This window comes from Chitinophaga filiformis (assembly GCF_900102545.1).
GTDB classification, from domain to species: domain Bacteria; phylum Bacteroidota; class Bacteroidia; order Chitinophagales; family Chitinophagaceae; genus Chitinophaga; species Chitinophaga filiformis.
Genome location: NZ_FNBN01000001.1, coordinates 423,933 through 439,173 on the forward strand (window position 1 = coordinate 423,933; position 15,241 = coordinate 439,173).

11 protein-coding genes are annotated in these 15,241 nt (G+C 46.0%); 1 reads left to right on the plus strand and 10 read right to left on the minus strand.

The window, feature by feature from the left end; translation table 11 throughout:
* Window positions 1-36: 36 nt before the first annotated feature.
* From BLR32_RS01810 to BLR32_RS01825, 4 genes are all read right to left on the minus strand, one after another.
* Window positions 37-4,185 (minus strand): chemotaxis protein CheB, encoded by a 4,149-nt coding sequence (locus BLR32_RS01810; RefSeq protein ID WP_089828527.1) that lies wholly within the window; start codon window positions 4,183-4,185, stop codon window positions 37-39.
* Window positions 4,186-4,414: 229 nt separating this feature from the next.
* Window positions 4,415-4,987 (minus strand): biliverdin-producing heme oxygenase, encoded by a 573-nt coding sequence (locus BLR32_RS01815; RefSeq protein WP_089828528.1) that lies wholly within the window; start codon window positions 4,985-4,987, stop codon window positions 4,415-4,417.
* 79 nt (window positions 4,988-5,066) lie between these two features.
* Entirely contained in the window at window positions 5,067-5,516 is a 450-nt protein-coding gene (locus BLR32_RS01820; RefSeq protein ID WP_089828529.1) for a response regulator, read from the minus strand.
* A gap of 269 nt (window positions 5,517-5,785) precedes the next feature.
* Entirely contained in the window at window positions 5,786-7,270 is a 1,485-nt protein-coding gene (locus BLR32_RS01825; RefSeq protein ID WP_143011327.1) for a S41 family peptidase, read from the minus strand.
* Window positions 7,271-7,858: 588 nt separating this feature from the next.
* Here BLR32_RS01825 and BLR32_RS01830 point away from each other — a divergent pair.
* Window positions 7,859-8,866 (plus strand): glutamine synthetase beta-grasp domain-containing protein, encoded by a 1,008-nt coding sequence (locus tag BLR32_RS01830; protein WP_089828531.1) that lies wholly within the window; start codon window positions 7,859-7,861, stop codon window positions 8,864-8,866.
* 96 nt (window positions 8,867-8,962) lie between these two features.
* Here the strand turns inward: BLR32_RS01830 and BLR32_RS01835 are convergent, their stop codons facing one another.
* From BLR32_RS01835 to BLR32_RS01860, 6 genes are all read right to left on the minus strand, one after another.
* Window positions 8,963-9,724, minus strand: coding sequence for a hypothetical protein (locus tag BLR32_RS01835; RefSeq protein WP_089828532.1), 762 nt, complete (start codon window positions 9,722-9,724; stop codon window positions 8,963-8,965).
* 121 nt (window positions 9,725-9,845) lie between these two features.
* Window positions 9,846-10,805, minus strand: coding sequence for a hypothetical protein (locus BLR32_RS01840; RefSeq protein ID WP_089828533.1), 960 nt, complete (start codon window positions 10,803-10,805; stop codon window positions 9,846-9,848).
* Between the two features lie 33 nt (window positions 10,806-10,838).
* Window positions 10,839-11,558, minus strand: a complete 720-nt coding sequence (locus BLR32_RS01845; RefSeq protein WP_089828534.1) for a hypothetical protein — start codon at window positions 11,556-11,558, stop codon at window positions 10,839-10,841.
* 22 nt (window positions 11,559-11,580) lie between these two features.
* On the minus strand, window positions 11,581-12,366 hold the full coding sequence (locus tag BLR32_RS01850; RefSeq protein WP_143011328.1) for an HmuY family protein: 786 nt from the start codon (window positions 12,364-12,366) through the stop codon (window positions 11,581-11,583).
* A 31-nt stretch (window positions 12,367-12,397) separates the two neighbouring features.
* The gene (locus BLR32_RS01855; RefSeq protein ID WP_089828536.1) at window positions 12,398-13,096 is read right to left on the minus strand and encodes an HmuY family protein; all 699 of its coding nucleotides are present in this window, start codon (window positions 13,094-13,096) and stop codon (window positions 12,398-12,400) included.
* 8 nt (window positions 13,097-13,104) lie between these two features.
* A complete protein-coding gene (locus BLR32_RS01860) occupies window positions 13,105-15,231 on the minus strand; it encodes a TonB-dependent receptor plug domain-containing protein (RefSeq protein ID WP_089828537.1) in 2,127 nt (708 codons plus the stop codon).
* Between the last annotated feature and the right edge of the window lie 10 nt (window positions 15,232-15,241).

The following is a 15,241-nucleotide window of genomic DNA, read 5'->3' on the forward strand; positions in this document are numbered from 1 at the left end:
TTCCCTTATATATATACTTTTTATTGATAAATAACCCTAACCGGCTGGCTGGTCCTGTTTCACAGGAAGGATAATCGTAAACGTTGCGCCTTCTTTATCACGACTATGTGCAGTGATCAGGCCATTGTGTTTATCAATGATCTTGCGGGTAACTGCCAGGCCGATACCGGTACCTTCGTATTGGTCTTTCGTATGCAAACGTTGAAAGAGCACAAATATTTTATCCAGGTACTTTTCATCAAAACCTATCCCATTGTCTGTGATAGAGATGCATACAAACGGGCCTTCGGGGTCAGCCTCGCCATCAAACCTTTTCTCTTTGATGCGGGTGGCGGTCATACTGATAATAGGTTGTACGTTCTTACGGGAAAACTTAAACGCATTGCTCAACAGGTTCTGGAACACCTGTCTTAACTGTCCAGGTACTGCTTCTATAACCGGCATAGGGCTGACAGAGACCTTTGCGTCCTTTTCCTGTATAAGTACTTCAAGATCAGAGAGTATTTCCTTTATGATAACGTTGAGGTCAACTATTTCAAAGAAATTCACCTGCGACAGGCGGGAGAACCGCAGCAGGTCATTGATCAGGTTTGTCATGCGGGAAGAGGAATTGATAATGCGATTCAGGTAGTCTACCGCCTTATCTTCCATATTATCCTGGTGACGTTCCTTTAGCATATTCCCGAACATATGGATCTTTCGGAGAGGTTCTTTCAGATCATGTGATGCAACAAATGCATATTGCTGTAATTCAGCGTTGCTGCTTTCCAGTTCCTGGTTAGCCCTTTGCAGCGCAAGGGTACGTTCCTGTATACGCCGCTCCATAATCTCGGCAGCCATCTTCTGCTCGTTGATGTCGGTGCTGGTACCTACCAGTACACTGGAGCCGCCATCTATATCTTTTTGTACCCGTGTTCTGTGCAGGAACCAGTCATACCTTCCCTCCTGGTGCCTGATACGCAGCTCCATGGAGAAATCTTCCCTGTTTTTAACCGCTTGCCGCCATTTTTCCTGCCAGGCCACTAAATCATCCCGGTGAATCACATTTGTCCATCCTTCTTCCTGCAGTTGTTGCAGAGACTTGCCTGTATAGCTGATAAACTGCTCGTTCACAAAATCAACTACTCCGCGCGAATCGGCTGTCCAGAGTATCAGCGGCATTGATTCTGCCAGGAAAAGTTTCTCCTCTCTGTTCACCGCCGCGAGTGTCTCCGCATTGCGCAGGGTAGTTACATCCATCATAGACCCCAGCATACGGTAGGGCTTTCCATTTTCATCCATCATCAGGTAACCACGGTCCAGTACGTGTGCATAGCTACCATCAGTACGGCGTAGCCTGTAACCTTCTGACCACTGGCTTTGCCTGCTGCTCACAGCTCTCAATATACTGTTCTTCACACGCATCCGGTCTTCCGGATGTATATTTTCCAACCAGAAGGACCGACTGTTCGTACCACCCTTAGCGTAACCATATATAGCATAGAAATTATCACTCCACCATACCGTATCGCTGATCATATTCCAGTCCCACACCGTGTCATTGGTCGCCTTTGATACCAGGCGGAAACGCTCTTCACTCACGGTCAGCTCACGCGTTCTTTCCAACACTTTATACTCCAGGTCAGCGTTCAGATTACGCAGGCTTTCTCTGGTCTGTATCAGCTCCTCATAGTTCTGACGCAGCTGGTTTTCAGCTTCTTTAACAGCGGTAATATCTACAAAAGTGATCACCACACCATCAGTCTGTTTATCCTGCCGGACGTAAGGAAGGATCTTCATCAGGTACATATGCCCATTGCTCAATACCATTTCTTTCTCCACGACCTTCTTATGTTTGATCACTGTATGAATGTCTTCGACCAGGCTGTCCTCCCGGATATTGGTGGAAATATGATGGATAGGCCGACCTATATCAGAAGGTATCAGGTTGATCATTTTTATGACAGCCTGGTTGAACTTCCGGATCCGCAGATTAGCATCAACAAATACCTGCCCGATGTCGGTACTGCGGAAATAATTATCCATGTCGTCATTCAGCTCCAGCAGTTCCTTTATCTTCAGCTGATGTTCTGTATTCAGGGTATGCAGTTCCTCATTCAGTGATTGCAGCTCTTCATTACTGGATTGCAGCTCTTCGTTTGCGGAAAGCAATTCCTGGTTACTGGACAATAATTCTTCATTGGAGGTTTCTAGTCCTTCAATAGCCATCTGCAGATTGGTGCGGGTCTCATTCAGCTCTGCTTCCAGCGCGAGAACATGCTCATCTACATCTGTCGGATGATGATGTGTATCGGGAATTTCTCCGGGTGCACTTACGCGCTCCCTTTCATCATCTTCATTGAATACGATCAGCGTATATGGTCCGCTGCCATTTCCGCTATCAGGTTTGATCAGCAGGTTCACGTACCGCAGGCCTTCCGGTGTACTCATTTTCACCCCTTTCACGACCACTTTCTGCCCGGTAGACCATACTTGCCTGAGTTTGATATTCAATACCATAGCCAGGTCGCCCGGTACCATCTTCAGGAGGTTCAGATGTATTTTCTTTTCCGGCAGGGAGAGATACTTTTTATAGTTTCCTACCGCCTCCTGTATTTCATATGCCTTGTCGATGTATACAGCAGCGAAGCCAAATTCTTCTGTCATCACCTCCCGGAATTCCTCCAGCAGACTATTCATTTTCTTGTCTGCCATTGCCGGATGACCATTGCCGTTAGTACGCATTCCGCGCGTCTGACGGATATATTCCAGGGGACTGTAAAGATTGTCAGGCAGTGTACTACGTGTGTCATCCGTTTTCCGATAGATCTTCCATTTCCGGTGTACTTCTTCCAGTCCTCCGCGTATCATGGAGGCAGATTCACTGGGCCCTAAAAACAGGTACCCTCCCGTATTGAGTGCGAAATGGAGGGAAGACAGCACCTGCCGTTGCAACACATTCTCCATATAAATGAGCATGTTGCGGCAGGTAACCAGGTCATTCTTTATAAAGGGTGGATCTTTTAAAATATTATGGCGGGCAAATACGATCTGCTTCCGCAGGCGCGGAGCAATCCGGTATCTCTTCTCTTCTTTTATGAAATATTTCTTCAGCAGTGCAGGCTCTATATCTTTCGCAATGGTAAGAGGAAAGACGCCCTTTGCCGCATGTTCAATGGCATTAGTGTTTATATCTGTAGCAAAGATCTTTATATCCAGCCATTTATTCTTCTCAAGCAGACACTGGTCGAGCAATATTGCCAGCGTATATGCTTCTTCACCGCTACTGCAGGCAGTGACCCATATTTTCAATACAGCGCCTTCTTCCTTCTCTTCTACCAGCTTACTGAGTATCTGTTCCTTCAGATACTTAAAGGCTGATTTATCCCGGAAAAAACTGGTAACGCCGATCAGGAACTCCCTGGCCAGCGCTTTACATTCTTCCTCATTTTGCCGCAGTGTTTGCAGGTATTCCTCCAGCTCCTTTATGTTGGACTGAGCCATCCGTTTGGCTATACGCCGTGTAATGGTTGGAGGTTTATAGTGATGGAAATCCTGTCCGCTATGCTGTTTGACCAGCTGGAAGACTTCCGTAAGCTGGTGTTCTTCAATCCTTCCACTGAAGATCTCCGCCGGTATGTCCTGGATATAATTGTATATCTCTGACGGCATAAATTCCGGAGCCAGTATATAATCCACATTTTCTGAGCCGATCACACTGCGCGGCATACCATCAAATTTGGCGGTATCCGGGTCCTGAGCCATGACCATTCCCCCTGCCCTCTTGATAGCGGCAGCACCCTTCGTACCGTCAGTGCCGGTACCGGAAAGTATGATACAAATGGCACTGCTGCCCTTGTCTTTTGCGAGAGAAAAAAGAAATGTATCAATAGCAGTATTAGGCGCTTTCTCGGCCGGTTTCTGCACCAGCTGGAGACGCCCCTGCTCTATAATGATTTGTTTATTATTGGGAATAACGTATACGCAATCATTCTCCAATAACATATCCTCCTCCACTTCCCTGACCCGCATTTTCGTATGCTTGGAGACAAGCTCCACCAGCAGGCTCTTGTAATCGGGGGACAGATGCTGAATAATAACGAACGAGAGATTGCCGTACTCCGGCATATTGTCGAAGAATTCATGAATGGCTTCCAGTCCACCGGCAGAGGCACCTATTGCTATTATGTAATTCGCTTTCTTCATTCAAATAATTAACAAATAACCATTTTCATACCAATTTGTACAGTTGAGGATTCACCTGTTCCACTATAATATATGCATGGATAAAGCACCGGAAATGTGCAGCAATTGGTGTTCTGATCAGTTTCCGGGGGAAGGTAACTGATTGTTGCAGGTATAATCCCACACAAATGGTAACGTCAAATTTAACTTTTACTTAAAAGCAGTAAACAAGAGAGAGAAATCAGGTTATTCAATCCAGCCCCCCTGAGGCCCATGTTATAAATTTCCGGAAGGTTGCGTTCGCAGCATCCAGTACTCTTTGTTGCTGCTCTTCCGTACCATGATACCCTTGCACATAGTGTACAAATGTGTCCCAGTAAGACAGCGTATCATTTCCATACCCCTGGAAGAAGGTCATGGCCCTGGACAGCTCAGGCGCCTGCAGCTTACGTACCAGGATGTGACTGAATAATTGTCCGCTTAATGTCAGGTTTTCCAATACATACATCGCGCCCAGCGCCTGCGCATTGTCTATTATCTCAGGCAGATCGGTAGTCAGGGGAGGCTCGGCCGCTGGCTCACCGCTGATAGCAGCCATATCATCCAGCAAAAGGGAGGCCTTTCTTCTCCGATCGAACCCTCCCGGAAAGGAAATGTCCGTATGCGCAGCAATATGTTGTTCCAACGGATAGTAGTATCCGTAGAACAGCGCTAACAACCTGGTATATTTTTCAGGCGTATCTACTTCCTTTATCATGGGGATCAGTACACGTTCCAGCTCCTGTTGCTGTTTAGCCGTACTTTCCCTTAACAATTCAATCATTGTAAAATGCAGTTATAAGTTGTTAAGAGCAGTAATTAAAAGTACGGTGAATAAATGTCCGGGCCGTGTGGAAAGATTTCTACGGTAGTTGTACGACGGTAAACCAGTAGGTATGCAGCATGTGGGTAAAGGTAACCAGGTCTGAAAAATTGGCCGGTTTAATGGTGTAACTGTTCACGCCCAGCTCATAACATTTTGAGATGTCCTTTGCTTCTGTGGAAGTGGTCAGGATAACAATAGGCAACGATTTCAGGTCGGCATGTTCTTTTATTTCCCGTAAAGCTTCACGCCCGTCTTTACGGGGCATATTCAGGTCAAGCAATATGATGCTCGGGAAAGGGTATTTTTCTTCATCTGCATATTTTCCCTGTCTGCTCAGATAAAACATTAGCTCCTCTCCATTCTCCACAAAAAGCAATTCTGCATCAGCGCCACTTTCTTCAAATGCCACCTTAATAAGCTCCCTGTCGTCTGCGTCATCATCTGCCACAAGTATACATTTCCTGTTACGTAGCACCTTTTTGATCATCCAGTTTCTAGATTTAACGGCTAAAATTAAATTACTTCAATAAACTTGCAAAATGTTACGGAGGGGAATTGTGCCTTGGGTCCCATCATCTGTGATAATGGGACCCTTTAAGGACTTATAAACTTTTAAAGAGACTTTATTGTTACGACTGAAAGTCGGATTTGGGCTTAACAAACTGCACTTTCAATTAGGAAGCTGTTACAAAGGTAGCAGCAGTATTCCTATATGGCTGATCAAATCGGGAAAAAACATTACGAAATAAGGAAATATCAGCGCAGTTTCAACCTTGTTTCGATCATACCGTTAAAAGACACTGGTCCCATGTGCACCACCGGTATTACCCGTCCAACCTTTCCGGCCGGATGGCCTTCTATATAGTTCAGTGCCGACATCACACCGGTTTCTTCCGGATCGCCAAAATCATGTCTCACATCATCTTCAGCAGGAATATCCACGTCCATTCCATGGAAATAATCACCATTTCCGTTAGCGTTCTGCATGTAGAAATTGGACATGTATACAGTGTACTTATCGATCTTAATACCAAAGAAGCCTACCGGTTTTCCATAAGTAGTTGCTCCTACGAGTTTGACCGGCATATAAGGCTTCAGGCTGTTAATTACCAGTTCGCTGGCAGAAGCAGTATTACCACTCACAATGAATACTACCTGCTTTACTGAATTAAGGGAACCATCGCTGGTAAACTTAAATGTGTTACCGCTAACACTGTAGTCCAGGTCAGCATAGGTAGCCAGGTGACCATTCCACATCACCGTCTCTCCTGCGGCGTTGCGGTACAGCTGCTCTTTCAGGATTGGTGCCTGTCCTTTCTGCAGCAGGTCATTAAAGTATTCTACATACATCACTTTACCATCCAGTGAATTAGGTGCGATCTGGTTCACCAGGTATTCAGCTGATTCTGTATAGCCTCCTCCGTTATAACGCAGATCCACTATCAATGAGGTCACGCCATCTGTTACAAATTTGGCAAATGCCTGGTCTATAGCAGCTTTAGTTACACTGAACAGAGAGAAACGGCCATACGCGATATATCCTACTTTCTGTGTTCCCGCATTGAGTGTCGCTGTTTTGAGTACCGCTGAGGAAGTATATTTTGCCTTTGTCAGGCTGACCTGTTGAGGTACCCCGGCAGTCTTTTCCACCGTCATTGTTACATTAGATCCGTTCAGGGCGTTCTCTATAAAAGCGCCGGATGATGAATTAACCGTTGTACCATTGATGGCGTTCACCTTCATCCCCCTGGTCAAACCGGCATTCGCAGCAGGAGATGCCGGATACACAATACGGATACGGACCTCATTTCCGGAGGCAGAAAGCCCTAATCCCAGGTCCTCGCCTTTATCACTGAGGTCAATAGCCCCCTGCCTGCCGCCGCTGAGACTTTCTTCTGTTATGAAGGAATATTTTGGATGACCGGGAATGCCTGAATACTCATAAGCCTCGCCGGTAGTAGGGTTGGTCTTGAATTGCGTAATAGCGTAAAGTTCCCTTTGATAATTGGACAACACATTGCCGCCAGTGGCATATTGCCGGGGTTTAAAGACGTCTATTGCGGGGATTGCGTCATACCAGAGGTAGATCTGTTTGGCATAAAGATACAGGGAATCCGTTGTCAGCTGCTCCCGGGTACCTTCAGCAGGCGGGGTAGGCGGGTCTGTCTGTTTATCTTTTTTGCAGGCAAACCATAACAAGGATAAAAACAAGAGTTGGACTAGGGAATTGTTCTTTTTCACCGGGAAGGTTTTAAGATGACTGTAGAATAGTACAATCCCATGAAATTACGAAAAAACGCAGACTCCATTGACATCCAGGGGACTCGTCATTAGAAATAACAATTAAGTACTGATAATCAATCCCTAAGACATTAACGCCTCAATGAGGGCCTCTGGTGGTATCTGATGCTACCACTGGCGAAAAACAGAGCCCGTCCCGGCGCTTGTGTGTCTATAACCCGGGAAACTCACCTTTGGCATATTTTTGAATATTTTACGGACCTGGTAGCCAGTTTTGAGCCCAATTACCTCAAACTATAAACATGTAAAAAATAATAATATCATGGAAAAGAAGGGATTTTCGCTATCACTCAGACGCCTAATAAACTGTTTATCAATTATTTAATATCCCCACTTTTGGGGATATCTAATTCTTATGCCGGGGATTGACAAACACAACATTTATAACTTTCTTTGCATTTCGAATATTTGCCAGCTTTTATACACCACATTAGGGGAAACGGGATAAAAATACAGGAGGGATTGTTTACAATCTCCCACCAACCAATTACCATAAGTGAACATAAATCTTTAAATATCAACTAATCAATGGTTAAATTAGAGTACATCTGGCTGGATGGTTATCAGCCAACCCAAAGCCTTAGAAGTAAAACCAAAATCGAAAGGAATTTCAGTGGTAAACTGGAAGATCTCCCAATGTGGAGCTTTGATGGATCCTCTACACGGCAGGCTCCGGGCGGTTCTTCTGACTGCCTGTTAAAACCTGTTTTCATGGTGAAAGATCCACAGAGAAAGGATGCGTACCTGGTAATGTGCGAAGTACTGGAAGCTTCCGGTAAACCACACCCTTCCAATGGACGCGCTACTATTGAAGACGACGATAACGATTTCTGGTTCGGTTTCGAGCAGGAATATTTCTTATGGAGTCCTGACAACAACAAGCCGCTGGGTTTCCCTGATGGTGGATATCCTAATCCACAGGGACAGTACTACTGCTCTGTTGGTACTAACAACGCTTTCGGACGCGAGATCGTTGAAGAGCACCTGGACGTGTGCCTGGAAGCAGGACTGAACGTAGAAGGTATCAATGCTGAAGTAGCTGCCGGCCAGTGGGAATTCCAGATCTTCGCTAAAGGTGCGAAAGAAGCTGGTGACCAGATCTGGATCGCACGCTATTTACTGGAAAGAATTGGTGAGAAATATGGTGTTTCCATCAACTGGCATTGTAAACCATTAGGTACACTGGACTGGAATGGTTCCGGTATGCACGCTAACTTCTCCAACACACTGCTGAGAACTGCAGGCGACAAAGTTGTATACGATAAAGTTTGCGAAGCTTTCCGCCCTGTTGTTAAAGAACATATCGACGTATACGGTGCTGACAACCATCTGCGTCTGACTGGTCTGCACGAAACTGCATCCATTCATGACTTCAGCTATGGCGTTTCTGACCGTGGCGCATCTATCCGTATACCTGTAGCTACTGTAGAAAGAGGCTGGAAAGGTTACCTGGAAGACAGACGTCCAAATTCTGCAGCAGATCCATATAAAGTGGCTGCGAGAATCATCAAAACAGTAAAATCAGTAGCCGTATAAGCGCTACTATGCATGTAAATAATTAATTGAAAAAGGGTGCGTCATTTCCATGATGCACCCCTTTCTTTTTTGTCAGGCGGCTACCCTGTATACAGACTAGTTAAGTCTCTTGTAACGGAATTTGAAGAACGGAAAGTTATTAGCCTGTACAGTACTGTTTGGCGTACCGTTGGAATACAGGTCCTGCAACTGTACCTTGTATTTCACACCTGCATCGGTAGTTACGATCAGGGTTACTTCTACACCCCATTCAGCAATTGGATATACAATGTGATTTACCACATCATAGTTATACCATCCGGGATGTGCAGTGTTGATAGTTGTATTGCCGGTAGGAGGCGCAAGCAGGATACGGTTGTAACCAAATACAGATACAGTAGTACCTACGGTGCTGGCAGTCACATTGGCAAAGGAGGTTGAAGCGGTATATTGTAAAGTATAACCGGATGGCACGCTGATGTCAGCATTGGCAGTACCATTGAAGATCAGATCATAACCATCACATCCGCCATCATTGTCAGCAAGGCTGTAGTAGTAAGTAGAGTGGGCAACATGCGGCGGGTTGCCGGTTGTACCCTGTACTCCCTGGAAGAAGTTGGCCACATTATATACACCGCTGGCATCCAGCGTTACAGTACCATAAGTACTGTCGCAGTTGAAAGCAACCGTCTGACCGGAGCCAGGATTAGTAGCAGCAATAGTATTGTCAGCACCTGGCAGAGAAGGTACTGCCTGATTGCCTTCCTTCTGGCAGGAAGAGAAGACGGCTACTGATACCAGCGCCATTGCAACCAGTGAACGAGCAATATTTTTTGTAGTTTTGACTACTGATTTGGGGGCAGTGTCTAAGATTTTCATTTTTAGTGTTTTAAAATGTTAAGGATAAGATATTTGTTCCCGGATCTTCCGGGAGCCGGACAATTCCAGTGTCTGGCTCTCTTCATTTCCAGGACGGCAGCCGCCGTAAACAATGCTCTTTTTATTCTGTAATGATCAGAACCGGGTTAATTGTTCCTGCACGCAGGTATACTGTCGTTCCCAGATAGTTCCGGAACGCCGCATGTAAAAGATTATAATTTCCCAGCGGGAAATCAGCAGGTATACGATAGGTTACACTGGTCAGATTAAAGGTCACCAGCTCCAGGTTGTAATATGTCTGGCCTCCCGTCAGTCTGGCCCTTCCGGCTACCATCCCTCTCATATTAGTGCCACTGAGTGTAAATGTTTCCCCTCTCTTAAGTGTGAACGCCGTTGCTACGCCATTCACTGTTGGAAAAGGATAAATGATCTTTACATAATCCCTTTCACTGGTAAGGGTTTGTACACCGCTCACTATCTTCAGCTTATAACTGCCCGTATCCACCGCAGGCGTGGCTATATTCACAGAATATTCATTGGCGCCCAGTTCAGTAAAACTATTGATCACACACCTCGTCTCCGCACCTGATGCAGTTACCAGGTAAACAGCTGTGAAAGCACTATCAGGTATCACATAAGTAATGCCGCCGATGTCTGTCGTAGCTTCCAGCCTTCCCACTACATCTGTTCCGTCATTGATCAATAAGTCCGGCTGATTGACAATCACACGCAGCTTATAGGTGGCTTTAGCGCCTGTTTCCGCTGTTACTACATAAGACACACTGTCTTTCAAAAATACCCGCGTCCCCGATGCAGGAGACACCGTAGCATGCTCGGAAATACTGATCAATGGTGCAATAGAGTCAGGCAGCGGATGATCAAAAGGCCAGTACAGTATAATACTGCCGTTACTGATCGCAGCAGGGATAGTGTCTCCTGCACTGGCAACTACCTGGAAGGTTTTTAGTTCGTTATAAGGATAGGGCGCCTGCACTGTTTCCTTACTACAGGCGCCTATGGTCAGCCATAGCAGTAAAGCTGCGGCTGTTAGTTGCATGGTAGATATATTAGAAAGTTTCATGTACGCGTGTTGTTTTAGCTGTTAAAGGAGCGCTTAGAGCGATTGTATCTTTACCGGGTTCTTCATAGTAGCAGTACGGGTATATGATGTTACCCTGATCTGGTACAATCCTTCCGGTACCTGCTCGGCAGATGGTACGGTAGCACCTATCCTTGTGGTGTAGTTGTCACCGTTTACCGCAGTGTATACAACGTTTCCCTGTTCACTCACATAACTGATGGTAGAGAAGATACCCAGCAGTTCCTGCTGCGGTATAAAATTCTTACCCGTGATATCAAAGAAGTTGAATTCAAAAGTTGCCGGCTTACTGTGGTACAATACCGTTGGATTAGCCGGGTCGGGCGACAACTCATCCAGTGTGATATCCGGCTGCTGTGTAGTGAGCAGTAATTTATAGGTGGCTTTACTGCCATCTTTTCCTGTCACTACGTATTCAATGTTGGCGCCTTCCGTCAGTTTCTTTGTAATACTGTCTATCAATACTCCGCTGGCCGGACTTACTGTTGCACCTTCAGAAACGGCAATTTCAGGCTGTATAGTGGTCAGATAGTAATAGTATGGAAGAATGACGGTGATTGTCCCTTTCTCGTCATTTACAGCCCCATAAACAGGTTCTTCCGGCACATTGGTGATCTTGTAGGAAAGTATCCTGTTGGAGGCCTGTGTTGGTACTTCTATTGTTTCCGTTTTCTTACAGGCGGCCGCCAGCATTATTGCCGGTAGTGCCAGCAGTAGCAGGTGTTTGATCTTCATTGCGGGTATATATTGAGAATGATTATTTCAGGTCCAGCTGTTTGCTGCCATCTTTCTGAATAGCGTATTTAAAAGTGACAAAGCCCGGTTTATTCGAGCGTGTAGGTAATTCCGGCGCTCCCTTATAAATACTGTAGATCACCATCTTGGCATAATGCCCCTTCGCTGTTTTGATGATCAGCGTACGCGGCATACTGTAACAGATATGCGCTACGCTATCCGGATTGGCATCCGGGAACTGTAAACCATAGAAGTCATAAAAAGCCCATCCATCTGTGCTGGGACCGAAGTAATCCAGCCCGATACCATCATTGGTAAGCAACTGATCATCACTGACAGGAACTGTTTTCACATGTGCAAAAGCACTGTCAAACAGGCGACGGGCAGGAATCGTTTTGAATGGTTTCTGCGGACCAACATAATATTCCGCATCAATAGCGGCGTCTTTTACCAGGTAGATACCACCCAGCCCTGGGCCACCATAGCCAGGAGAATACTTGGCCTTACCGTTGTTGATGAGAATAGTGCTGTTATATGTACCGGTGAAGGCAATATCCCAGTTAGCTGTCTGCACCTGAGATGCAGGAATGGTCTTCTGATCTTCCAGGCTATAGTAAAATGCTTTTGCAGCAGCACCGGAAGTAGCGGTAGTATCAGCAGCAAGATTCACCAGGGTGTATACACCTGTCTTCACATCTACAGTAGTTGTATCTTCCGGAGGATTGACAACCGGTGTATCAGTATCACTTTTAGAGCAGGCGATGGCAAACATGGCCAGGGCCATGCATAAGAGATTGGTCTTTTGCATAGAAGTTAATGTGCTTAATCAGTAATTACGCTCAGGGCGTTTTCAGGTTACGACTTCCATCCTCCTGTACATAATAGCGGAAGGTGAAGTAAGGCGCGGGCCAGTACAGATCTGTTACTGCCGGCGGATTGCCCTGGTATACATTGATCAGTTCCAGTTTGGCATATTTACCTTCTGCCGTCATGATGACGAAGGTTCTGTTTTTAATGGGTATTGCAAGATGCGTGGTCAGCGAATAAAAGTACCAACCTGTATTATACACCTGCGGATAACCATCCCATCCTGTGAATTGCAGGTTATTCTCTTTCATGTCCTCCATTGCAGGAGCTACAGTCACTTTGGAATAAGGTGAGTCTACTGCTACGATCAGTCCCTTTCCAGGCCCACCATATCCGGGACCATTGGGATTGCTGCCATCATTTACATAGACGAGTGCATTGTACACATCCGTAAAAGCAATGTCCCAGCTGGCGCTTTGCCTGTTGGCAGCAGAGCTGTCCCACGATTGCAGTTTCCCTTTCAGTTTGAAATAAAAAGGTTTGAACGGTCGCCGCTCTTTTCCTTCTACGCCATCAGCAACAGAGGCTTCCGTATCGCCAGCGAGATCATAGATCACGGTGCTGACGCCATCTTCATAGCTCGTCTTTGTGTCGTTATTCTCATCCTTCTTACAGGATACTATGGTTAACAGTGCAGTTGTTAACAGACAAATATGGATTGTATATCGCATGGTACGCTTTATTTAAACATCCGCCATTTCAATCCGGCCATCAATATCCGTCCCGGTTGTCCTGGCATGAGCATATCAGTATAATTCATCAGGTTATCCGCTGTTAGCTGTACGGATAAATGATCCTTGCAAAATTTCTTTTCGAGCGATGCATACAGCATCCCATATCCCGCTATGAATGTATCATACCTGTCCAGGAAACGGTTGTTGTTGGCATCATCATATCCGGCCTTACTTCTGTAGGTAACACGGAAACTGGCATTGATGGCCCAGGGTGCATACTCATAGAATATCCGCACATTCGCCATATGCCTGGACCGGTTTTCAAGACCGATGTAGTCACTTACCTTAGACGTCAGCGTTTCTCCGGTATTACTATTCCTCACTTTATTGTAAGGATATCCTCCTGCACGAATGGAGTCCATTATACCCCGGTCTTTGGCATACAGCAGCTGGTAGCCGGCAGAAATATCAAGGCCCTTCAAAGGGTTTACAGATACACCTGCTTCTATACCGGCAGTATACGACCTGTCAAGATTGATATAGGAATAAACAGGCTGATAGTTGGTTCTCGTCGCCACCTGTACCGTATTGATAAAGTTGTGAAGGTTATTATAGAAAACATTCACGTCCAGTTTCACAGCAGTATGTGGTTGTACACTGATCCCAACATTGTACGACACTGACGTTTCCGGCTTCAGCGCCGCACTGATATTCTTAGCTATGGGTCTTACTTCACTGATCAACCCTGCCGCCTGCATTTCTGCTAAAGTAGTAGCTACTTCCTCTACTCCCAGTACCGTGTACCCCGCCTGCGGATTAGTAAAGACCTGGTAACGTTTCTTAAAGTCAGGTGTTTTATATCCAGTGCCCACAGCAGCTTTTAATACCATTCTGTCAGTAATGCTATAGCTAATACCCACACTGGGATTCAATCTTCCACCATAGTAATTATGACGATCATAACGTACACCGGCGCGTGTGTTCAGTTTACTGAATATCTTCCAGTCCCCCTGTAAGTAAGCATACTCACTATGCATGTCATTACCGCCATGAAACTCCGTATCATCCATACGTTCCAGGTTGATGCCTGCTCCGCCCGTAAAGGATAACTTATCTGCAGGCGTGTACAACACCTGTTCTTCAAAGCGATGAAAGTATTGTGTAAACTCATTCTCTTTCAAGGCCACCTGTTTACCTGTGCTTACATCCTGGCTGGAACTGTAGCGGGTAAGATAATACTGACTGTTCAGCCGGAACCTGCTGTTAAAAGCCGATTGCAACACAACTGATGCATTGACATCACTCTCGCTCAGCACATCCTTTGTACTGTTTTGTGTCTGACCAGTGCCGTACACTGATTCATTGAGTGAATTACGCAAAGCCCATCTGCCGGAGAGGAACAACTGCTGACTATTACTGAGGCGATAGCGCAGGCGTGACTGCATACTATAGCTGTCAAATGGCGGAGCAGTCGCTCCTTTGCGCAGATAGCTATTTACATTATATCCATCTGTATGATAGTAGTTGCCGGACAATGAAAGGGAGGCCTTCTCTTTCGCAAAAGGCATCTCGCCTTCCAATGTGGCATCCTGTGTATGCTGCGAACCGTAGCGCACAATAGCCTGTGCCTGCGGCGCTGTGATCTTCTGACGGGTAATGATATTCACCACTCCTCCCAGGGCTTCACTGCCAAATAAACTGGAAGAAGCCCCCTTCACGATCTCTATCCGTTCAATGTCTGACACGGTGATACGTGAGAGGTCAAAGTTGCCGGCATTCCTTCCTATCATAGGCTGTCCATCTATCAGGATCAGAATGTAATCGGAACTGAATCCCTGCATCTGCATCCCGATAGCGCGTGAACCGGCAGCAATATCATTGACGATGTTTACACCGGTCTGTTCCCGCATTACCTCATCCAGCCTGCGGCTACCCATCATATCCAGCGTTTTCCTGCTGATGACCGTTACCGGCATGGCAGCCTTACTGGTAAGCGTTTCCAGGCGCACGGCTTTCACCTCTACGCCACGCAGGGCTTTCGCCTTAGTGGCAGTATCAGTTTGTGCCGAGGCCCATTGAGCGCCAACACATGATAGTATGATAGTAATGCACAGTTCCTTTCCGGTATACATGGGTTAAAAT

Bases quoted from the DNA above. Each gene is read 5' to 3' on its own strand.
- BLR32_RS01810 (WP_089828527.1), bottom strand. From the start codon at position 4,185: ATGAAGAAAGCGAATTACATAATAGCAATAGGTGCCTCTGCCGGTGGA.
- BLR32_RS01815 (WP_089828528.1), bottom strand. From the start codon at position 4,987: ATGATTGAATTGTTAAGGGAAAGTACGGCTAAACAGCAACAGGAGCTG.
- BLR32_RS01855 (WP_089828536.1), bottom strand. From the start codon at position 13,096: ATGCGATATACAATCCATATTTGTCTGTTAACAACTGCACTGTTAACC.
- BLR32_RS01845 (WP_089828534.1), bottom strand. From the start codon at position 11,558: ATGAAGATCAAACACCTGCTACTGCTGGCACTACCGGCAATAATGCTG.
- BLR32_RS01860 (WP_089828537.1), bottom strand. From the start codon at position 15,231: ATGTATACCGGAAAGGAACTGTGCATTACTATCATACTATCATGTGTT.
- BLR32_RS01850 (WP_143011328.1), bottom strand. From the start codon at position 12,366: ATGCAAAAGACCAATCTCTTATGCATGGCCCTGGCCATGTTTGCCATC.
- BLR32_RS01830 (WP_089828531.1), top strand. From the start codon at position 7,859: ATGGTTAAATTAGAGTACATCTGGCTGGATGGTTATCAGCCAACCCAA.
- BLR32_RS01840 (WP_089828533.1), bottom strand. From the start codon at position 10,805: ATGAAACTTTCTAATATATCTACCATGCAACTAACAGCCGCAGCTTTA.
- BLR32_RS01820 (WP_089828529.1), bottom strand. From the start codon at position 5,516: ATGATCAAAAAGGTGCTACGTAACAGGAAATGTATACTTGTGGCAGAT.
- BLR32_RS01835 (WP_089828532.1), bottom strand. From the start codon at position 9,724: ATGAAAATCTTAGACACTGCCCCCAAATCAGTAGTCAAAACTACAAAA.